Annotated in this window: 18 protein-coding genes; 3 read left to right on the top strand and 15 right to left on the bottom strand. The window is 52.1% G+C overall.

Features of this window, described 5'->3' with window-relative positions; translation table 11 throughout:
- Positions 1 to 74 precede the first annotated feature (74 nt).
- Both AACQ84_RS13555 and AACQ84_RS13550 read right to left on the bottom strand, forming a co-directional pair.
- A complete protein-coding gene (locus tag AACQ84_RS13555; RefSeq protein WP_012308290.1) occupies positions 75 to 1,073 on the bottom strand; it encodes an SPFH domain-containing protein in 999 nt (332 codons plus the stop codon).
- Positions 1,074 to 1,264: 191 nt separating this feature from the next.
- Positions 1,265 to 1,831: a thylakoid membrane photosystem I accumulation factor gene (locus AACQ84_RS13550; RefSeq protein ID WP_030007378.1), complete on the bottom strand. Its 567-nt coding sequence runs from the start codon at positions 1,829 to 1,831 to the stop codon at positions 1,265 to 1,267.
- A gap of 171 nt (positions 1,832 to 2,002) precedes the next feature.
- Here AACQ84_RS13550 and AACQ84_RS13545 point away from each other — a divergent pair, with 171 nt between their 5' ends.
- Entirely contained in the window at positions 2,003 to 2,929 is a 927-nt protein-coding gene (locus AACQ84_RS13545; protein ID WP_012308288.1) for a type II secretion system F family protein, read from the top strand.
- Between the two features lie 59 nt (positions 2,930 to 2,988).
- On the opposite strand, the gene AACQ84_RS13540 is transcribed toward AACQ84_RS13545, so the two are convergent.
- Positions 2,989 to 4,341 (bottom strand): UDP-N-acetylmuramoyl-tripeptide--D-alanyl-D-alanine ligase, encoded by a 1,353-nt coding sequence (locus tag AACQ84_RS13540; RefSeq protein WP_041443659.1) that lies wholly within the window; start codon positions 4,339 to 4,341, stop codon positions 2,989 to 2,991.
- A gap of 374 nt (positions 4,342 to 4,715) precedes the next feature.
- Between AACQ84_RS13540 and AACQ84_RS13535 the strand changes: the two genes are divergently transcribed.
- Positions 4,716 to 6,017 carry a hypothetical protein gene (locus AACQ84_RS13535; protein ID WP_012308285.1) on the top strand — a complete coding sequence of 434 codons (1,302 nt, stop codon included), beginning with the start codon at positions 4,716 to 4,718 and terminating at the stop codon, positions 6,015 to 6,017.
- Between the two features lie 12 nt (positions 6,018 to 6,029).
- Here AACQ84_RS13535 and AACQ84_RS13530 read toward each other — a convergent pair whose 3' ends face one another.
- Entirely contained in the window at positions 6,030 to 6,587 is a 558-nt protein-coding gene (locus AACQ84_RS13530) for a universal stress protein (RefSeq protein ID WP_012308284.1), read from the bottom strand.
- A 94-nt stretch (positions 6,588 to 6,681) separates the two neighbouring features.
- On the bottom strand, positions 6,682 to 8,400 hold the full coding sequence (locus AACQ84_RS13525; RefSeq protein WP_012308283.1) for an ABC-ATPase domain-containing protein: 1,719 nt from the start codon (positions 8,398 to 8,400) through the stop codon (positions 6,682 to 6,684).
- A 180-nt stretch (positions 8,401 to 8,580) separates the two neighbouring features.
- Between AACQ84_RS13525 and AACQ84_RS13520 the strand changes: the two genes are divergently transcribed.
- Positions 8,581 to 9,033 (top strand): EVE domain-containing protein, encoded by a 453-nt coding sequence (locus tag AACQ84_RS13520; protein WP_012308282.1) that lies wholly within the window; start codon positions 8,581 to 8,583, stop codon positions 9,031 to 9,033.
- A gap of 100 nt (positions 9,034 to 9,133) precedes the next feature.
- On the opposite strand, the gene AACQ84_RS13515 is transcribed toward AACQ84_RS13520, so the two are convergent.
- From AACQ84_RS13515 to AACQ84_RS13470, 10 genes are all read right to left on the bottom strand, one after another.
- Complete coding sequence (locus AACQ84_RS13515) at positions 9,134 to 9,952, bottom strand: hypothetical protein (protein ID WP_049761665.1); 819 nt, start codon at positions 9,950 to 9,952, stop codon at positions 9,134 to 9,136.
- Positions 9,953 to 10,073: 121 nt separating this feature from the next.
- Positions 10,074 to 11,234, bottom strand: coding sequence for a TonB family protein (locus tag AACQ84_RS13510; RefSeq protein WP_012308280.1), 1,161 nt, complete (start codon positions 11,232 to 11,234; stop codon positions 10,074 to 10,076).
- Between the two features lie 6 nt (positions 11,235 to 11,240).
- Entirely contained in the window at positions 11,241 to 12,410 is a 1,170-nt protein-coding gene (locus AACQ84_RS13505) for a hypothetical protein (protein ID WP_012308279.1), read from the bottom strand.
- Positions 12,411 to 12,450: 40 nt separating this feature from the next.
- On the bottom strand, positions 12,451 to 15,774 hold the full coding sequence (locus tag AACQ84_RS13500; protein WP_083764474.1) for an nSTAND1 domain-containing NTPase: 3,324 nt from the start codon (positions 15,772 to 15,774) through the stop codon (positions 12,451 to 12,453).
- Positions 15,740 to 16,744 carry a DUF1822 family protein gene (locus AACQ84_RS13495; RefSeq protein WP_012308277.1) on the bottom strand — a complete coding sequence of 335 codons (1,005 nt, stop codon included), beginning with the start codon at positions 16,742 to 16,744 and terminating at the stop codon, positions 15,740 to 15,742. Before AACQ84_RS13495 ends, AACQ84_RS13500 begins: the two co-directional genes overlap by 35 nt.
- Positions 16,745 to 16,778: 34 nt before the next feature.
- A complete protein-coding gene (locus AACQ84_RS13490; RefSeq protein WP_012308276.1) occupies positions 16,779 to 18,197 on the bottom strand; it encodes a hypothetical protein in 1,419 nt (472 codons plus the stop codon).
- A gap of 107 nt (positions 18,198 to 18,304) precedes the next feature.
- Positions 18,305 to 18,718: a hypothetical protein gene (locus tag AACQ84_RS13485; RefSeq protein ID WP_012308275.1), complete on the bottom strand. Its 414-nt coding sequence runs from the start codon at positions 18,716 to 18,718 to the stop codon at positions 18,305 to 18,307.
- A gap of 41 nt (positions 18,719 to 18,759) precedes the next feature.
- Positions 18,760 to 19,188 carry a hypothetical protein gene (locus AACQ84_RS13480; RefSeq protein WP_012308274.1) on the bottom strand — a complete coding sequence of 143 codons (429 nt, stop codon included), beginning with the start codon at positions 19,186 to 19,188 and terminating at the stop codon, positions 18,760 to 18,762.
- Positions 19,189 to 19,273: 85 nt separating this feature from the next.
- Positions 19,274 to 19,753 (bottom strand): hypothetical protein, encoded by a 480-nt coding sequence (locus tag AACQ84_RS13475; RefSeq protein ID WP_012308273.1) that lies wholly within the window; start codon positions 19,751 to 19,753, stop codon positions 19,274 to 19,276.
- A 97-nt stretch (positions 19,754 to 19,850) separates the two neighbouring features.
- Positions 19,851 to 21,488, bottom strand: a complete 1,638-nt coding sequence (locus AACQ84_RS13470; RefSeq protein WP_012308272.1) for a hypothetical protein — start codon at positions 21,486 to 21,488, stop codon at positions 19,851 to 19,853.
- Between the last annotated feature and the right edge of the window lie 23 nt (positions 21,489 to 21,511).

The raw sequence follows: 21,511 nt of genomic DNA, 5'->3' as shown, positions 1-21,511 counted from the left end.
ATCCCCTTGTGGATGCAGGGGGATTTTCAGCATGATTTTTAGGTTTTTATTTTTTATCTCAAACCGCAATGCATCTAACCGGCCTGGTGGCGATCCAGTTGGTCTAAATCCAAGTCTAAAGCGGCAATATCCGCATTATTACCAATCACCGATTTCATGCCCTCTAGGGTAGACATCATATTGCGGGGGTCGAGGAACATCACCTTACTGCTGCCGCTACTACCAATGGTTTGCCCCATTTCGAGGTATTGCTGGGCCAAGATAAACTGCAACGCTTCACCGGCGGCAGGATTGGTTTTGAGCTGTTGGGCGACAATTTGCATCGCTTGGGCAGAAGCCTGGGCGCGCATCACTTCTTCCTGGCGTTTCGCCTCCGCCCGCATAATAATTGCTTCTTTTTCCGCTTCTGCCTGGAGAATAGCTGCTTTTTTCTGAGATTCGGCCTCCAATACCTGGGACTCAGCACGACCCTGGGCAGAGTTGACCGCCGATTCTCGTTCCCCTTCAGAGGTGAGGATTGCGGCCCGTTTTTTCCGCTCAGCGGCCATTTGCAGCTCCATGGAGTCCAGCACCGCCTTAGAGGGTACAATGTCGCGCAGTTCGACCCGGGTGACTTTTACGCCCCAAGGGTCGGTGGAAATATCCAATTCCCGCAGCAAGAGCTCGTTAATTTCGGTGCGGGCGGTGAAGGTTTCATCAAGTTCTAGCTTGCCCATTTCCGAGCGGATTTGGGTGAGAACCAAGTTCACCATGGCCGATTGGAGATTTTCTACCTTGTAATAGGCTTTGTACATATCGACAATGCGCCAGTAAACCACCGCATCCACGCTAATGGAAACGTTGTCACGGGTGATGCAAGATTGGGGGGGGACATCTAAAACTTTTTCCCGGATGGTCTCGCGATAAACGATTTTGTCGATAAAAGGGGTGACGAAATTCAAGCCCGGTTCAAGGGTTTTTTTATAGCTACCGAGGCTTTCAACTAAATATTGATTTTTTTCGTTGACAATCTTGACGGAACCAAAAACAGCGGAACCACCCAGGGCCAAAATGATAAATACTAAAGGGTTCATTGGAATCTGCCTCAATGGTTGTTGAGTAAATATAAGCAGGATTTGTTTTCAGGCTAGCGCAGGTCGTTTGTCTTGATGGGCTTCTGTTGTGGAAAAGTTACCTGGGCTGGGGAGGTGAAACCAGGACATAAAAAAAGAGAATCAGCGCTTGGCTCATTCTCTAGGAACTGGATTATGGGAAAAAGTAGTGGTTATTGGGCGAAACCGGAGTTGTATTCGTTAAAGGATTGGATCGGTTTTTTGAGGTTCTCGCCTTCCCGTAGTGGTAAGTCAAAGAGTTTCCGGAAGGTATTGTCGATATCGTTAAAATCGCTCTGGCCGACTTCATTAAAAATGACTTTGCCCTTGGCATCGAGGATGACGGTTTGGGGAATTTTTCCGCCGTAGTAATAACCGACTTCGTCTTTGCTGTAGCGTTTTTTCTGGGGAATGGAGTCGATCGCCACGGGGATAATGCTGATCACTTTTTCGTAGTAGGACTGGATTTCGGAGACAATGGGGGCAAAACGCTTACTGTCGCTACTGTCGTCGGCATAAAAAACCAACATGGCGGGAAGTTCCCGTTCCCTAGTTTCTTGGAGGGAGAGGCGGGGCGGTACGAGGGAACCATTGCCTGCGTAAAGAACAAAAACATTGCCATCGTAGCGATCATCGTTGAGGCTCGCCCAGGCGGGGGTGACACATAGGGATAGCGTTGTTATGAGAATAACGAGGAGGCTAAGAAGAATGTGCTTGGGGGAAAGGTGCCGGGCTTGCATCATGGAATTTTTGTTTTACTTAAAGGGTTATGAACTTGGCTGGCGTCACTATGGTGAATTATCGCATTAGCCTACGGGCATGGGTAGGGCGATCGCCAGAAAACCTAAGAAGAAATACTTATCGGTACTGGGAGGTTAGATTGCGATGGTGCAGCAGAGAGATAATTTGCGATGAAAGAACAGCAACAGGCGTTATTTTTTCGGCAGTTGGGAGCGACCCTCAAGGCCGGTATGGGCTTGGGTCAGGCGGTGGCCTTAGCCATGGGGGAAATTCCCCGGCGGGCACGGGAGCCTTGGCAGGGGGTAATTTTGCAATTAGAGCGGGGCCATGGTCTCCGGGAAAGCTGGCTACCGGTGCGATCGCAGTTTTCGGCCTGGGCGATCGCCCTCCTGGAGATTGCCGAAACCAGTGGGGCCTTGGTGAGCGTTTGCCGGGATGTGTCAGATACCTTGGTGGAGATGGCAGAACGGCGGCGCTTAATCCGAGGGATACTCCTGCGGGGGCTGGTCATGGTCTGGTCTTGGGTGATGGTTATTTATCTGCTGCTGGGGGGCTCACTCCTGGCGGGAGACTTCGGGGCGACGGCCTTGACCACGGCGATCGCCTTAATGGTTTTTCTGTATGGGGCGATCACCTGGGAACCGCTGCGCCTCGGTTTACGGCGGGTGCCACCGCTGCGAAACATTACTCGGTTGCAGATGCTGATTCATCTGGGTTATCTCCAGTTGCCCCTGGATTGTGGTTTGCCCCTAACGGCAGCGATCGCCTGGTTAGCTGAGGGATTTCCAGATCCAGACCTCCAAACCATTTGCCGACGCATTGAACCCCAGGTGCGCCGGGGCACAGATTTAACGACGGCGATCGTCCCCTATTTTTCGCCGATGGTGCGCCAAATCATTCGCTCCGGGGAAATAGCCGGCACCTTGCCCCTCAGTTTTAGTCAAATTCGCCAATATTACCAACGGGAACTGTCCCGCCGTTTTACGTTGTTGCGGGTGCAAATTTTGCTGTTAAGTCTGTTGAGCTTTGGGGTATTTGTGGCGCTGTTGGGGGCCGATGTGATTCAGTCGATGCAACAGCAATTTGAGGCTTTTTAGCCTTCCCCAACGAGGAAATAAGCAGGCAGAGGTCTGCAAAACCGCCCCCCTGTGTTTATTTAGGCAGAATATGTCTGTTGTAAGGCTTCTACCACGCGACTGAGGCCCACGGAATTGGAAGCTTTAAACAAAAGGCGATCGCCGGGTTGCATATTTGCCCGTAAATGCTCAATTAAGCTCCTGTGGTCGGGGAAACAAAGACTCGGCACCCCTAGGGCACCATCGGCGATCGCCTGGGCTTCGGGGTCATCCACCAACACATAGAGCTGATCGAGACCGAGGGTCTGGGCCTTTTCGCCCACTTGGGTATGGAGCGCCTCGGAAAATTCTCCCAGTTCCTTCATCGTCCCCAGCACGGCAATGTGGCGATCGCCGGGGGTTTGTTTTAGCAGATCGAGGGCCGCCAACATCGACTCTAGCCCCGCATTGTAGGTTTCATCTAACAGCACAATGTCATTGGGGAGCACAATGCGCTGCGATCGCCCCTTGGGCATGGCCAGGGAAATTTCCGTCGTTAAACCCTGCCAACCAAAACCCAGCACTTGCATCACGCCCAGGGCCGCCAGGTAATTAAGGGCATTGTGCTGACCCGCCAGGGGCACCGGAAATACTTGATCGGCCACTTTGACTTGATCCGGCGCGATGTATTCCCCGGTTAGATCCCCCTGGCTAAAGCCATAGCTGAGGGTTTCCCCAGACCAAACCGTCGCCGCCGTCGCCATCAGTAACTCATTATCGGCGTTGAGCATCGCCACGCTGTCCTTGGGCATAAATTCGAGCAGTTCGCATTTGGCCTTGGCGATCGCCTCCCGTGATCCGAGGCGACCGATATGGGCTGTCCCGACGTTGGTAATAATGCCGATCGTTGGTTGAGCAATTTCTGCGAGTCGGGCAATTTCTCCTGGCCCCCGCATCGCCATTTCAATCACAGCAAAATCATGGTCTGGGGTCAGGTTTAATAAGGTCTTGGGTACGCCGATTTCGTTGTTAAAATTGGCCTCGGTTTTGAGAACTTTGCCCTGGGTGCCCAAAATCCCCGCAATCAGTTCCTTGGTGCTGGTTTTCCCCACGGAACCCGTAATCCCAATTACCGGAATATTGACCTGTTGCCGCCACCACGCCCCTAAATCTTGGTAGGCTCGGAGGGTATCGTTGACGATCCACTGGGGTAAATCCGTCTCTAGGGGCCGACTGGTAATGAGGGCGATCGCCCCGGCCTGGTGTGCTTGGTCAACATAATCATGGCCATCGAATTTCTCGCCCACGAGGGCCACAAACACATTGCCCGGCTGTAAGTCTCTAGTGTCCGTCGAAACGCCGGTGGCAGGTTCAGGGGAAATCTGTTGGGGCGATCGCCGTAAATTTTCCCCCAAGATTGCCGTCAACTGAGACAACATCAACACAATCCCCATGACTTGAGTAACCCCACAACAAACTTTCCTAGGCAATCTTACGGGATTTTGGGTCGCCCCTAGTGATATTTGTCACCAGCGTCGGGGCGGCGATCGCCTACATTATAAAGAGATGCCCTGTGACAAAATTAGCAACCAAACCCCAGAAGCCTAGTAAAATCAGAGAAAATAGCCGCAGCAAAGCTCAACCCTCCCAAGACCCGTTTTTACAACCGTAGCCTTGATCTTTACTAAGAAAACACAAAAAGCCGCGCCTCTTCCCCTCAGTTGCCACTTAAGATAGAAAAAAATCAGTCTCCCCTAAATCTAATAGCTCTCCTCTGTCGTCCCTCGCCTTGTAATCAGCCTATCCCTTACCCAGTTCCTCGATTAGCGTGACGAAAGTAACTCCCATCGCCTCTTATCTCCGGCAAACCAATTCCGCCGAACAAGAGCTATATGACTATTTGATGCACGCCGTCCAGAGCCATACCCCCGATGAGCTGCTCCAAGAATTCAAGCAATTTCTCCTTGAAGGACGCCAAGCGCCGACCCCCGAACTACACCAGGCCCTAATCACTATCCTCAAAACCCCCGGTGTCGAAGAAGATTTTAAATTCATTCTGAACCGCTGCTGCCACATCATTATCAACCGCTGGCAAATCCACCCCCAGCTTCAAAAATCGATCCCTCGGTTGGTTAAACTGTTTGACTCTATCCCGCCGCCGAGCCTTTCGACGCCCCGCCTGACGAAATTACATCGCCAATTAGTGGCGGACTTTAGTACCTCCGAACAATATCTCACCCTGCAACGTTTGGCGCGGGTGGTAGAAGACGACGACAGTAAAAAGAAATTTACCTGGAATGACCAAAGCGTTTCGGTAGGCCAATTAATTCAACGCTATCCCTATCTGTATGAACACTGCCTGCTCAGTGAAGATAGCAGCTTTGAACACCAGCAGACCGTCCGTCAGGTGCAAGCGAGAATTCAACGGGCCTTTGAGTTAGACCTTTCTAAATATGTCATGTATCAGGTGCGTTTGGCTCAGTTAGCTCGCCGTAAGCATTCGATTCAGGATGCTAAACAAATGCTCCAGGGGGTGCAAAATCCTACCCTACTCACGGAGCGAGAGTTGGGAACGGCCCTGAAATATTTTGTGGGGAAACCGGAGCGGGGCCACAGCTACCGGGACTTATCCCAATATTTTTTACGCCGGACGACGGAAATTCTCTCCTACGAAGACTTTAAGCATGAGCTATTTAGCTACTTAATTTCTAGCGTCGATCAAAAGTATGGCAAGTTGCAGTTTAACCAGAGGCTCTACCAAAAGCTGCAAACCATGTTGCCGAACTACGATCACCAAAAACCCAATGAGTTGTTGATGATGCGTACGGCCAGTCAACTGCTCAATTATCTCATTGTGGAAAGTCCCCAGCGGCCGGAGCATTACGTTTTTGTAGATATGATCACGAACCTTGGCCCGACGGTGACGGTGGCATTGCTCCTGAAGTTGGTCTTGATGTGCGGTAAGGCGAAACCCCACCTCGAAAGGCGCTTTTCAATTCTCTTCAGCCACTACGAATCCCAATCCCAAGAGGGGGTACCTTGGTTGATCAAATCCTTAGAAAACCTCCACATTGCCCTCAGTGTGCATTTTGGTGATGCGGATGTGTCGTTTCTCAAGCAAATTATGTAAAGGGATTTACGATTACTTGCGGTGTTTAGGGGATTTTTCCGGAGTTTGGGGATGTTGCACGACCAGAACGGAACAGGGTGCATGGTGGAGTACGTAGCTGCTGACACTCCCTAAAAAGACTTCCCCTAGGCCCGTTAAACCCCGGCGTCCGAGGATAATTAGGTCGGCTTGTTGGTTTTTGGCGATCGCACAAATGGTTTCGCTGGGATCGCCAATTTGTTGGTGGATGGTGGTTGGGATTTTTTTGTGGCGGGCTTGGTGAGCGAGGCTTTGGAGCCAATGATCGACATTGGTGAGGTGCTGATGGAATTGTTCTTCTTGGAGGGCGATCGCCGTTGAATCGATCATGCCTCCGTAGGCCGCGAGGGAGCCGATTTCGGGCATCGCCACAGGTTGGGGCTGGACGCAGTGAAAAATGGTGAGGGCCGCTTGGAATTTTTCGGCGAAATTGAGGGCCTGGGCAAAGATGCTGGGATCTTCGGTGCGATAGTCGAGGGCCACGAGAATTTTTTGAATCGCCGTCGTCTGTGGCCCAGGGGTAGTGGTTTGGGCAGATGGGGTCGGTAACATAGCAGTGTCCTCCGACAGTGACAACAAGAGCAGTGCCTTTCTCCTTCCAGTGTGTCATTCCATCGGGGAAATCCCAGGGCTTTGAGAGAAAAATTTATGTTGTCACCTGGGGGACAATGGCTAGCGATCGCAGACGGTTGAGGGCCGCCACCAGTTCAAATTTGCGGAAATAGCTCAAATCGGCCTGGGGATATTCACTGAGAATATCAAGTCCTTCTGCTTCGATGTCGCCTAAAACCCGGTTCAACATTTCTGTAAGGGTGAGATTATCTTGGCCATACCGATCACGACCGTAGAGAATACCAAGGGCGATCGCCCGCAGTTGGGTCGTTTCAACCAACTGTTCCACGGCACTGAGGTCAATGTCTTCGGTACCAAACCCAAGGCTACTGGTATCCCGCACTTTAATGGTGACGGCCCGTTTTCCCCGACTGGCATCAATGCTCTCGGCAGCAGGAACACGGGGGGTAATGGTGCCAAATTGTGTGCCCCCTTCTAGAAGTCTTTCAGTTTTGTGGCTGGCGGCAATGTGTTTAGCGGTGGCGGTGACATCCTGGGGTTGAAAATTATCCATGGCGATCACCGTATCGGCCACATCAAAATAATCGCCACTACCACCCATCACGAGAATTGTTGAAACCCCATGATCCTGGTAGAGTTGGCGCACCTTATCCACAAAGGGGGTAATCGGTTCTTTGTCCTTGTGAATGAGCTGTTGCATGCGGCGATCGCGGATCATAAAATTCGTGGCGGATGTGTCCTCATCTAGCAGTAAAGCCGTTGCTCCCACTTCTAACGCTTCGATAATGTTGGTGGCCTGGGAGGTGCTGCCGCTGGCATTATTACTCGAAAAGGTTTGGGTTGATTGGCCCTGGGGCAACTGGTTAATGAACGGCGAAATATCAACACTGGCGATGCTGCGTCCGTCCTCGGCGCGAATTTTTACGGCGCTGGCATCAGTGATTACCCATTCTCGCCCGTCCCCCGGCAGATGGTTATACACGCCTAATTCAATTCCTTTGAGCAGCGTTGATTTGCCATGGTAGCCGCCCCCAACGATCAGGGTGATGCCCTGTTTAATCCCCATTCCTGTGATCGGGCCATGGTTTGGGCAGTCAAAGCTTACTGTCAGTTCTGGGGGACTCTGGAAGGGAATTACATTTTCTGTTAAAGGATGGGCATCGACACCGCTCTGTCTGGGTAAGATTGCGCCATTGGCAATGAAGGTGACAAGACCCCGTTTGGGGAGTTCACTGCGGATCCAGTCAGCATCTTCGCTGGTTTCGACGTGGATTTTCAGGGCAGTGGCGTTGAGATTCTCAAAAAGTAAGGACTTTTGCACAATTTGGGGTAAGTCATAGCACAGCATTTCCTCTGCTTGGCGACCTAAAATCGACCGTCCCTTAGCGGGTAAGCCCACCCAAAAACGTACTTCCAAGTCTTGGTCATCAATAAATACAGCGGTTCGTTCTAACACTTCCTGGGCGGGTTCTACCCCTTGGATCAAGCCGCTTTTGCCTGTCCCCCGAAAGCCACTAAAGTCTTTGGCCACTTGATAAAACTGCCTGGTGAGGTAATCCCGTAGGGCAATTTCGCGACTGAGGCTGTTGTAGAGGGCTGGGGGAAACTGGGCGATCGCCTGGGAGACAATTACACTGCATTGGGTCGGAGCCGCAAAGGGATCTCCTTGGACGTAGTCAATGATCAGTGTGAAGTCTGGGAAGCTGTACTCCCCTTTTATCTGTTTGTAGGCCTTATATCCCCGGCTGTCGAGTGCAAACAGAAGCGCGGAAAGATCGGCTTGGCTTTTCATAGATCAACTGGCAAACGCACTAGAATCGAGTGGCTGAGAAACGGATGACATTTTTCCAGATTACACTTTAGCGTCGATGCAACCCAAATTTCCCCCCGAGAAATTGTCCTTTTCTCTGGCCAAAACACGCTACAGTAAATGTGATTCTTACCATTGTTTTTTCGTGTCATCACTGCATCCATGCGCTATTGGTTAATCAAATCAGAACCGAGTGAATATAGTTTGGCGGATCTGGCTGCCGATGGAACAGAACTGTGGGATGGGGTGCGGAACTATCAAGCCCGGAATTTTTTACAGCAAATGGAAAAAGGCGATCGCCTCTTTTTTTACCACTCCAACACCAAATCCCCCGGTATCGTCGGCCTTGCTAGCGTCACCCAAACAAACCTCGTGGATCCGAGCCAATTTAACCCGGAAAGTAAATATTTTGACCCCAAGGCGACCTCAGAAAAACCCCGCTGGTACACCGTCGCAGTGGGCTACCAAGAAACCTTTGCCGAGATCATCACCCTGGATCAACTTAAGGCCAGCTTTACCCCCGAAGAATTTGCCGTGGTGCGGCGGGGTAATCGTCTTTCTGTGATGCCCGTTCCTGAAACCGTTGCTGAACGACTCCTGGCGATGGTGTCTTAGATCAAGCTTGTTTGTGACCATAGAAAAAGGTAAAAGGTGATTCCCAAACCCTTTACCCGTTAAAACTTTAAATTTTGTCTTGCTGGAAGTGATACCAGAGTTAATTCTGGGCTTGGACTTGCAGGAGGTGGACAGAGCCAGCCGGAATTTCGACGATCCGGAGGTCATCAGGGGAACCCATACCGGAGAGAATCCCCACTGCCGCGCCGAGGAAACCAAACTGTTGTTGGGTACCAATACTTGTGCCAGCAGCCCCAGCCAAAGAGGTGGTGAGATTTCCCCAAACGGCACTGTTTTGCTTGGCCATTTCTTGGGCAGTGCGCTGGGTGACGGTGCGGCCAGGAATCATCGTGCTACTTTGGGCCTGGATATTCACCACTTGGCCATTGACAATAATCGAATCAGCAACGAGGATTGCGCCATCTTTATGGGGTTTAACCCGTAGGGTAATGGGGGTATTTGCTGGGGCAAGCAGTTCTCCCGATGCACTCCGGAGGTCTTGGAATAACGGCAGGGTCAAAGGATAGTCATCTTTTTGGCCGACATCGACAACGACAGCACTGGGAAAGTTCACCAAAATGGCACTGGCGGGGCTGAGTTTTGCCATCAGGGAAGTGGGGGCAGCGGGAGTGACGGGAGGCGTTGCAAGGGTCGTCGGCGTAGGGGACTGATGATTCGGGGAAGAGTTAATCGGTGCTGCGGCAACGGTTTGGGTAGTGGTATCGGTGCTGCCAGTGCGGGCTTCGAGACCAGCAAGGCGGGCTTTGAGTTGTTGCAATTGGACTTCAAGGGAAGGCTCGGCGATCGCCCCTTGGGGGTTGGCAAAAGCGGGGGCCGGGGTACCCATCACCAAAAGAGACAGAAAAGGAATCGTTGCAGACTTGAGGAGGCGTTGGTAGAGAGAGGATTGAAACAACATGGCAGGTTCTTCCAGTAAAAATAGCGGCTTCGAGGGGGGCGGGAGAATCATCACCTTGGCTCGATGCAGGGTAGTAGTTACTGGCTTAGGGAACTGATGCAGTTTTTTAGGACAAATGCCTCTATTGATAACGAACGGTGAAGTTGTTATCGACGGGCAAAGTTTCGTAGGGATAGCAACTAGGGAACGGCTCGAATCGCTGTTCGAGGGTACGTACATGGCTTAGGGCCGCCTGATCAATAATGTTGGCACCGCTGGACTGGGCCACCTGGAGATTTTGGACGCGACCATCTTTCGTGAGGAGATAGTTAACTTCAGTGCGCCAGACCCCAGGGGACGGCGGATAGGGGGGCCGCCAGGTATTGCCCATGGTGGCTTTGAGGTTGGCTAGATAAAAATCCACCTCAGCTTGACAGGCTAAACTCAGGTCGGTCATGTCCGGGGTATCGGTGGCGGCCGTATTTTGATTGAGATCCCGAAACGCGATCAGGTGATTATCGATGTCCTGGGAAACGGGAGCCGGTAACTGGGACTCGCGCCAGATCTCAGGGTTTAAAAATTCCTGTAAGTCTGGGGAATTGGCGATCGCCTCGGTGGGGTTAAAAGGCTCCACTTGATCTTGACCGTCACCCAAATTGAAATAACGCTCACCACTACGGAGCCGCAAACCCTCTGGATATTGGGCCGAAATAATCAAAATTTCCCCTTGGAGCGTTTCAACGGCCTGGAGATTATCGTCAACAACGGCCCTGAGCAAAATTGGATCATTGCCCAGGGGTTGAATGGTGAGGGAGGCTTCCTTGATCTCCGAAGAATCCTGGGATAGTTGTTTGCTGGCAGCACCGGATTTCTGCTGTCGTTTAGGGGCTGCTGAACTCCGTCCTGGACTGAGATGGACACCATATTTACAGCCGCGATTGTTACCCTGACGCCAACTGAGGGTCACTTTGCCGCCGACAATGACACAGGGAAAGCGGTACTCCGTTTGTTGTTGGTCTGGCCCCGCCTGTAACAGGAGGCCATCGTAACTTTGGCCACCGCCCACGAACGCAAGACGCGCTAGGGAACGGTTATTGCCGGGGACAATCAAGGCTTGACTTTGGTTGGTCAGACGATTGCCCACGCGGGCTGGGTTGGGGCGTTGGTTGCCATTTTGGAGTAAGAGGCGATCGCCCTGGAGAGAAGCAATCTGACTGGCATTGGGGGTGCTGGCCTGGAGAAGGGGGGTAAAACCCAGAAGCCCCAGAAGCGCAACATTCAATAACGTAATGGGCTTAAACATAGTTTTTTAGTAGAACGAAGGACTATCGGGATAAATTTCCGGGGATGAATTTGGATTTTCGGGGGGGAGATCGTTGGGATTGTTTTCAGGTTCGGGATCAGTCGGTAAATCCGGTAAGGCAAACTGACACCGCTCAAACTCACGGATAAAGTCCTCGGCCCGTTGCTGGAGTCGCGTCAGTTGTGGCCCCTCAGGAGCATTAACATCGTTTAGCCAACTGGCCTCCGGTTGCGCCAAAAAAGCATAGGGGTTGTTGGTAAAGTCCCAGGCTCCCGGCGCGATTGTTTGGGCTTCCTGGAGAAAACTTTGGAGAGCGGTGAAGTAGTTTTCGCAGAAACCGCCATTATTTGACCCAGCGGTATTTCCGGTCGTTGGTTGCTGGACGGGGGGACGGATCGGCCAGCCGGAGTTGGGGGTAGTCGGAGCATTGGCCAGGGTTTCTTCTTGGGGAAGCCAACTACTGGGGGCGAGAAATTCTTGCAATTCGGGGGAATTGAGAATGGCCGTCGCATTAATCGGTTCTACCTGGGGGCTGGCGTTAGGGTTCGTCCCATCGAAGCTGTAGCGTTGGCCGGGCTGGAGCGTAAATCCCCTGGGGTGAGCCGCCGAAGTGAGGGTGATTTCGCCAACTAGGGCATCAACAATCTGGCGATCGCCTAGGGTGCGGGCCTGGAGGATCACTTCATTGCTGTCCTTGGGCTGGATGACGATCCCTTCGATAACCTTTGTCGTCGCCTTTTCTTTTTCTGTTTGTTTCAAGCCTTTTTTATTGCTGCGGTTGGGGCTGAGATAAATCCCTTCTTCACAACCGCGATTGTTCCCCTGACGCCAACTGAGGGTGACTTTACCCCGACTGACGACACAGGGAAATTGATAATGGGTTTGCTGGAGATCGGGGCCAGCTTGCACCGCTAAACCAGCGTAATTTTGGCCGCCACCCACAAAGGACAACCGCGCCAGGGAGTAGTTATTGCCGGGGACAAGGAGAGTTTGACTACGATTTTCGAGGCGATCGCCGATCCGGGCAAAGCTGGGCCGTTGATTACCCCGTTGGATCATTAAGTAATTGCCCCGCACGGAGACAATTTGGCTGGCTTGGGGCAAGGTCGCCACGGCCAAGGACGTAAAACCGAGGCAACAAAGGCTACTCAGGAGGGCAATTTTTGGGGGCTTCACGGTATTTTTCCTCAATGGTTTGGCTAAATAATGCGTCAAATTATTCATAGGGATCGGCGGATTCTGGGGCCACTTGGCAAGCTTTCAGTTGCGTGGCGATCGCCTCGTAATCCCCCACAAAAATCGTTTCTGTCAATGTTCTGCCTTGGAGGGGCGCACAGGTCGGGGCGGCATAAAAGGAGCGATCGCCATAGAAACCACATTGTTGATCGGTGTGGTCACGCCAGAGGGCTTCAAGGTCTTGGAGAAGCTGACAGGGGAGTTGCTGGGCTTCCGTCGGGTTATTGATTTCCCCGTCCTGGTTGAGGTCAGCGTTTGTTCCCTGGGGACGTAAAAGGAGGCCATAAGTTTCCCGTAATGCCCCAGGGGTATATTGATCTTCATAATCTAAAAGGTTAGTTTCGGGCTTGAGACTGCCAAATTCTCCCTGGGCGAGGGCGGTTTCGAGGGTGGGCAATTTTTGCTGTTGGATCAGCGCAACCAATTGTTGTTCTGTTTGGCTGGCAAGGCTTTGTAATTCCTGCTGCTGGGCCGCCGCTAAATCAGGTCGTGCCTGGAGTTTGGTGATCTCCTGCAAAATTTTCTGGTAATAGGCGATCGCCAAATCAAAGTCCCCCGTATTTTGTCGCCGTTGGGCAATGGTCAGAAACCGGGGTAAATCCCGGAGGAGGGTCGGAGTTGTGGCCGAGCTATTAATCGAAACCGTCTCGATAATTCTGAGCGATCGCTGGCGTTCCCACCAAGTCCAGCCCCCCGCTAAACCGAGCAATACCAAAGCCACAGAAGAAAGTACCGCCAGTTTTTGGGCTCCCCGTCGGATCCGCCGTTCCTGGTCTAATTCTCGCTGTTGCCTGAGGGCGATCGCCGTTTCCTCTTGGGTACGCAAATCCAGACCCAAGTTGATAAAAAATCGTTGGGCATCACTGAGGCGATCGGGACTTTTATCCAGCCAAAACTCTGCCTCCACCAAGGGCGCTTGTCGCAACAGATAACCGTCGCTGTTGTTGTGGCTTTCCCATTGCTCAATGGCGTTATTTAAACGGGTTTGCCACCGTAGGAAATCAGCATTGTCGGCAATCCAACCCTGGAGACGTTGCCAGTGACGAATTAACGCTTCATGGACAATTTCGACAGTTTCAGTGTTGCGGATCGGGTCGCGGTTCGTCGTCAACAGCCGTTCTGAAGCTAATTGCAACGCGAGAGGCCAGGCTTTAACTTCTGTTTGCGGCAGAATCCGTCGGGTAGCCTCCGCCCCTTCCCGCACTTGGATCAGTTGCAAAAAGAGGGCTTGCACCTGGGGCCGCTGGTCAGCGGAGAGTTTCCCATAGACCTGTTCGGCATAGTCCCGGAGCGCGGCGGTAATTCCCCCCAAATTTTCGTAGGCGGTATGGGTAAGCCAACCTTTCTCTTGGTGGGGCCACAGTTGGGTCAGGGCAAATTCGAGGAGGGGTAAATTCCCCACCTGGTCTTGTACCTCTGTGATTATTTTTTCCACTAAACCCGGCTCAAACCGGACGCCCATCAAGGCCGCTGGCTGGGCGATCGCCGCCTGGAGATCCGCACGGGAAAGGGGCAGCAAAAATTCTGGTTCATGGCGTTGCCAGAGTTTCCCCAGGCCGGGATGTTCTAGCACTGGCCCAACACAATCGGCCCGCAGAGTAAGCAGCACCACAAACTGGGGCGCTTCTTGGATGGCGGCCACCAACAGATCTAAAAATTGCCGCTGTGCCTCTGGGTGATTAAGGGTAAAAAGTTCCTCGAATTGATCGATGATCAACAGTCGGCGGGTTTGCCTTGGTTGGGTTTGCTGAATTTGTCCTAACGCTGTCCCTAAACTTTGAGTATCCCCTCGGAAGGATTGCAACAATTTTGTTTCTGAAATATCGGGCTGCCACATCGCCACCGCATGGGCCAACTTTGCCACAGGATCATTTTCCGGACGCATCACCTGGATCGCCCAATCGTACCGGGCATCCTGTCGCAACTGGGGCACAATCCCCGCAAACACCAGGGATGATTTCCCACTACCGGATGCCCCCACCAACGGTAACAGCGGTTGGCTTTGGAGCCGTTCTACCAACTTTTCTCGCAGACTTTCCCGTCCGAAATAAACCGCCGCATCCTGTTCCTGGAAGGTATTTAAACCGCGATAGGGACAGGGGGGCAAACCACCGAGTTGCAACCAAGTGGGGGGCAATAAAGCGCTATTTTGGCAAATGATTGGTAGCCAAGCAGCCCCAGGATAATCATTTTCTAGGCCTTGCAGTTGACGTCGAGCCTGTTTCACTGCTTGATAAAGGGGCAGTTGGGCGATCGCATAACCTTCGAGAAAACGCTGAAAAAAGTCCTGGGCGACTCGATTCGGCACCGGTTCGCGCATCACAATGGTCACGGGAATCTGGAGATTACCTAAACTATTCGCTAAACCCAAGCCATCACAGGAGTTAAAAATTGCCAACTGCAACCCCCGTTCCAAAGCTGTGCGCAGGCCTTCCTGTAAATGCTCCAGGGTTAAGCTGCGGTGTTCTGGCCCGTCGTGGAGATAGAGGCGGCCCGTTTGTTGTTCTGTTTGACTGTGGCCCGCGAAAAATAAAATATCCCAACCCTGGTCATCCCAGAGGGCCGTATCAAATTCTTGGCGGGAGGGTTGCGTTAAAAATTGCACCTCCGCATCGGGAATTTCAGAGAGTTGTTGTTGTTCCGCCGTCAGATCGATGCCCTGGCTACTACCGAGGATCGCCAAAATGCGCACCTGTTGCCGTTTTTTCTGGGGGGTAATCTCCTTTAAACGGTAGAACTGGGGCTGACTGAGGGCCACTTCCGCTAGGGGATAATCCACCAAAAATTGCCAACCCTGCCAGGGCAAATGGTGCAGGTGTGGGTCATCTGTCTGCAAAATTAACCGCAGGGGCATCTCTGGGGAAAGATGCGATCGCAGTGCCTGGACAATGGGCGTAAATCCGGGGCTGAGGAGCCATTCATTCAGTTGCCGTTGGAGCCGCTGGGACAAGTCCTCAAAGCTGACCTGGGACACATGGGTAACGGCGTCTTCTTCGATCTCAAAATCATCGTCATCATCGTCAAAACTGCGCATTCCCTCGGCCTGTCGCTGTCGTCCCAATTGCAGCCGCTGGGCGAGGGCGAGATAAACCGTTTGCCACTGCTGCAGACTATTGAGCAGGTCTGGGAAAGGTGGCAGTTGCCCGACAAATTGCTGGGGTAAAGGAACATCCATCTCCCAAATCTGGGCTGTGATTGTCGGAAACCCTTCGGTGAGGCTCCCCCGACCAAAGGCCAGGGAAATGGTGACGCTAGCATCACTGAGCCAATTAAATTTCAAAGGTTTCGTTGACGGTGCAACCATCGCCGCTTACCTCCACTTGAAATACTTTACCGGGAACACCCTTGAAGGGTTTGAGTTGAATGTAGCTGTCCTGTTGGCGACTGGTGATCGTTTGCAGCACCTTGCCGGATTTTGACTTGAGGGAAATACTGAGATTTGCCGGGAGATACTCTGCCTCAAAGGGGAGGAGTCGCGCCTGGATGCGAACTTTATCGTCTTCGTCGGTGGGGGCAAGGGTGACGAGGAGAACCACCTGTTCATTGCCCAGGCTCAAACCAAGATCGAGAAGCTTTCCGGCTTGGATATCTTCGCTGAGGTTACGGGTGGCAAAGGCGAGCTGGGCTTCAGGCAGCATCAACTGATCGAGGGCCTGCCAACCTTGGTCGAGGACATTATTAAACCAGTTGCCGAGTTTGGTAGCGGTTTCGGTGACTTGGGCTTTCAGTTCCGCGAAGACATTCACAGGGAGGGGAATAGCGGCCGGGGAAAGGTAACGGCAGTCGGCGAGGAAATGGTTCAGTTCGGCATCAAAGTGATCGAGGCTGAGGCAATAATGGCCATCCCGTTTGGGGGCAGTTTGGAGGCGATCGCCCCGACTAATTCCTCGTAAAATGACGGTTTCTGCTTCTTCATCTACTTCGACAATGCCGTAGAAATGGGCGGCGAGTTCCGGTTGTTCAAGATATTCCTGGGGCCAGAGTACCTGTTCGTCGAGGTAATCGCTTTGAGCCAGGAGACAAACTTTAAAATCCCCTATGGTCACATAGGCCACTTGGGACAGATAAGTGAGATCCCGCTGGCGACGTTTTTCTGGGAGGCGATCGCCAAGCCAATTTTCAAAGGCCACTAACCCCAGCCCGTTTAGATAGGCTTGCCACTGGTCAGCTTCTGGCAAATTTCCAGCAGGCCAGGTTTGGACGAGGGCATAGTCAAGCTCGCTGAGGGTAATTTCTTCGGGGATCAGTAGGCGGAATTCAGATTGGGTGAACATTTTGGGGCTCCTCGGCGTCAAGCAAGATTAGGGGTTAGTTTGGGGTGGCATTCGTTAAGTAATGCTTTAGTTTTTGGGCGTAGGCACTGTCAAAGCGACGGTTCTTGCCACTGCGGATTTCAGCGGCGGCCTCCGTAAACAGTTCTTGGTCTACAAATTGTTCTAGTTGCTGGCAAAGGGAACTTAGGTAGTTTGGGTCGGGTTCTGGGCCAGTCAGTCCTTTTTGGTGGGCGAGATCGAGGAGTTTTGCGAGCAATTTTTCCGTGGTTTGGCGGCGCACTTGATTCAGCAGATCCCCAGGATTGAGGATGCGGCGGGCTTGATCCCAGCTACTCATGCCCAGTTGGGGGGCAATTTCGGCGAGGGATTGGGCCTCGATGTAATAGAGAAAAAGACCTTGCAAGTATCGATCAGCAAAAGGTTTGTAGCGTTTGCTCTTGGCGAGTTTTTGTTGTTTTTGTTTGAGGTTGTCCTGGAGGCTCTCGTCAAAGGCGATCGCCAATTGGTTATGCAAAAATTGGATCAGCTCCCGTTGTTCGAGGTTCCCTTCATCGAGGCTTTCGTGGGGAAGATCCCGCCTGGGGGCATAGTCACCACTGTCGGCGTCGTAGGTTTCTAAACTTTCCCGCGATCGCCAAATATCATACTGCCGCAACTGTTCCGCGAGGCGATGCAAATCCCCCAGGAGTAACTTCGGGGCGCGGCTCGGATAACCCTGGTCAACGCAGTAGGCATCCATTTCCAAAAGTTGTGCTTCCGTGGGAGTCTGGCATTTGGTGCGTTGTTTCGTCTGTTGGCGGCGATCGCGACGATACACCCCATGGAAAGCCTTCAGCAGACATTGATCCGCAGGCACTAACTGCTCAAACTGACTTTTGCGGGCGCGGTTTAACAAGGCCCAATCCGTGAGGTGCTGAAACCCAAATTCCGCTAAAAAAGCCCGAATCTCTGGATGTTGTTTCGTTTTCAAAAAAGCCCAATTTTTCAAACTGAGTTTATTTTCCCGTTGAGCCCCATAGGAGCGGAGAATTTCCACCGCAAAAATCTGAAACTGACAGGGGCTAAGTTGGGCCGCTTCGTTGAGTTGGACTTGATTGCTGTCCGTGGCCTCGTCGATCAAAATTAACCTCTGGCCGTCGTCGTGGAGCACCAGAGGCAAAAGGTCTTGGTAAGAAAAATTCTGTTGGGCACTAAATAAACTCGCGAGGCGTTGGCAACTTTGGAGAATCGGTTGGGAGACGTAACACCGTAAACATAGCCCTGCTAATGCCTGATAATATGGTTCCCCTTGGTTGCCTTGAAAGACCTGGAGGAGCTGCTCTGGTAAAGTGTTAGCCGAAAAAGTTGTGGTCTCTAACCAAGTTTGGGCGGTCGGGAGCGGTGTCCAGTGGTATCCTTGGCGATGCTGGAGACTGATGCGGTATAGATGCCAGTACTGCTTCGGATAACTCATGATCTCCCCTTGGGTTCCCCATTCAAGCAAAAATGCATAGCGGTGTTTTTGTAAGTATCATTATCCTGTCGCTATACATCTTAATTGAGCTTTTTCTTAACAACCGGTTACCAAGCCAACATATTCCCCAAAAGACCTTGGCGCAAATTAGAGTCATTCACATAGCGCACGTTTTCTAGCTGTTGGTAGGTGGCGTAACGGTGGGCTTCTGCTTGGATAACGGCAGAGCAATCCTTGGCACTCATGGAACCGATGGTTTGCATGCCCCAACCAGTATTTTGGGCATCGATATGCTGGGTTGTGGTACTGTCCGGGGTGCTGGTGCTATCGGTCACTGTGGCCTCGTTGTGGAAACTGTTCACCTGGGTCATGTCTTCCATTTCCTGGGTATTACAGAATTCTTTGGCCTCTTCTACGCTTAGCCAGGGTTGATAGTCGTCGGCGATCGCCCCAGGGACAAAACTAAGGGGCAGTAACATTGTTAAACCAAAAACAGCGAGCTTGTGAGTTGTGTTAAACATGGTTGGTTTCTCCGGGGGCGAGTAAAAAGTAAGTGGTCGATTTAAGGGCTGAGGGGTAATCCCAGGGACTCCATGAAATTTGGATCATGGGCGGGACTATAGATATCAATGGGAACACTAATTTGGGTGCCAATGGTCGGACTTTGGATGCCGTAGGGAGCCAGGGGACTCGCGCCATTGCCATCAACAAAGTGACTACTGGTGCGTTGTTGGGTGGCGTTACCAGAGCCGACATAAAGCTGGCTGCTCGTGTTGGTCGTGGTATTGCCCCAGCAGGGTTGGTTGCCCGTACCCATAAAGACTTGGTTACTTTGGTTAGCGGGAGTTGGAGAACCGTGGATTGCCACTTGGAGGGACACATCGGTCATCACACAGGCGGCCTGGACGGGCATCCCGATAGAAGTCACGGGTACAAGTAAGGAAGGGGTAAAGATAATCCAGAAGGGGGAACCAGCAAAGAGAATTTTCATTGATTTGGCCTCGGTGAAGGGAACAGGGGAAAACAGGGCAGTTGTGAACGGAGAGTTGGGTTAAACCACTGCCCTGGTGTTGGTCTTAGAAAGAAAAAATAGAGCTTTGGTTTTGGAAGCTGTTCTGGAAGCTGCTGTTGTTGACGCTGTTGCCGAAACCAATCCCCGCGCCTGTTTGGCTGGCACCCACCTGGGCGACACTGGCATTATTGCCGAACCCAAAGGCGTCGGATTGGAGTTGGGTGCTGGATTGACCGAGGTTGTTGTTGACGTTGTTGAAAAAGCCATCAGCCACGGCAGTTTGGGAACCGACAATTGTAGACTGGGCGCCGTTGTTACCACCACTAAAGAAGCCGCTCTGATTTTGGAAATTTGATTGGCCCATGGTGTTAGAAGTGGAGTTCCCCACACCGACGGCGGCACTGGTTTGATTAGAAATCATTGTGCTGCTAGAAACATTATCGGCTTTAGCAGGTTGAGCGATACTTAGGACACCGAGAGCGAGGAAAGCACCAGCGGTAGCAAGTTTGAGGGATTGGGGACGAGAGAAAGTGAAAGTAGTCATGGGTCAGTTACCTGTTGATTGATTGTTGTGTGTTGCCAGGTGATAGTGACCAGAAATTTTGCTTATGCAGTTTTTTTCTTCCGCCCCAGAAAATTATCTAGAAAAGTTCAGTGGCGATCGCCTTGAGGGGAGACTCCGTTGTGATTGGTTTTTTCTCAGAAGGAACGAGGGTAAAGTCGGGTTCGAGGAGAGCATCGTCCACCCAGCCGGAAAAATAATCCACGGTGGTACTGTCTAGGTCGAGGGCAAAAAGTGTTAAGTCTCCCCGCAGGGCATTGAGATCCTGGATCCCTTCAGGGTTATAGCCCTGCTCACTAATGCCCACTGGCCCCAGGCCCACCTGTTGCCCCATCACTTCATCGAAACTCCGCCCAAAGCGATCGCCTGCCCAATGCCATTCTTCGCCGGGCCAGTAGAGGCGGTCTTCCCAGGGGAGTAAATCGGTTGTGTCTGGTTCACTGTCCCACTGAAAAGCCCCTTCTGGTACCGTCACCCGAAAACCCGTGGGATAAGCGACTTCAAAGCGTCCCTTCTTCGGCTGTTCATGGGCAATGCCAAAGGGGACGGTACTCGCCCACCAGAGCACCTCGGCGGTGGCTGCGGTTAGGGTGGTGCTGGGAGTTTCTGCCAACAGACTGCGATAAATAGGTAAGCCTGACTCTGGCACCTGGGCTTCTAGGGCAAAGCGCCAACAATTCCACGCGTCCCACTGGTCAATATTGCGCCACTGAATGTTACAAATCCCATTCCCCGTCGCCACCCAGAGCACATCGCCCTCAGCGTGGAGTTGGGTGGGAATCGCCCCGATCAAGGGACTGTTGTGAATCGTGTGAAACGAGATTTTGCCATCACGCCAATCTTGATTAAATTCATAGGCCACCAAGCCCCGTGCGGGAATGAGGCTTGAACCTTCGGCGGCATATTTTGTCCCCAACCAAAGAGTTGTTTGATCGTCGTTGATTGTGGCCTGGATGTCAGTAATTTGGGTGGCGATCAGTTCGTCCGGCTGCTGTAATTCGAGGCTGTCGGTGCTTGGTTCATAACGAATCAGGCTACTCAAACCGCTAAAACCTTCCCCTTGCTCTGAGGAAACCGCAAAAAATAACGTGTCTTCGACAGGAATGGCCGCTGTCACCGTGGGAATGCCTAGATCCGCACCAATGCCACTGGCCCGCAACTGTTCGAGGGTATAAAGATCTAAGGCGATCGCCTCGGTTTCCCCTGGGGGAATCAGTTCAAAAATTGCCTTTTCGGGGGGATTCTCAAAATCTAGAAAAGGATTTGGCCGTAAGAGGACACGGTATTGATAGGCTTCTCCCGCTAGCTCGACTGTTTGAAACGCCGGATCTTCCCCTGCTAAAAGCAACTCCTGATCCTGAACGGCATTAGAGGTGTTGTCCGTGGTTGGCGGCAGAATCGCCCAACTCTGGGTTTCCCGACAAAAAACCAATTGATGATGCCGAGTTTGCACCGTCACAGTATCTGAATCAGCTTGAATGTCCCACGCCGTAAAATCGAACTGATCCGCCACCGACAGATCCGCTTGAATCGTTAATCGTTGGGCTGCTCCATCGGTGCTGGGACAATTGGCCGGGGTAGATGGCGCTGTTACGTCCCCTGGCTGTTCCTCCAAACTAATAGACTGTCCATTACAAGCACCAAGGCAAATTAACCCAACCCAAACCCAAGGCGATCGCCCCAACCCATTTTGTCTAGCCCATAAACTTTGTCGCATCACCTTTACTGACTCCCTAAAAC

The sequence above is a fragment of the Picosynechococcus sp. PCC 7002 genome, from assembly GCF_963860125.1.
GTDB lineage: Bacteria > Cyanobacteriota > Cyanobacteriia > Cyanobacteriales > MRBY01 > MRBY01.
Note: the sequence above shows the minus strand (reverse complement) of the source record. Positions and strands in the feature narration are given on the sequence as shown.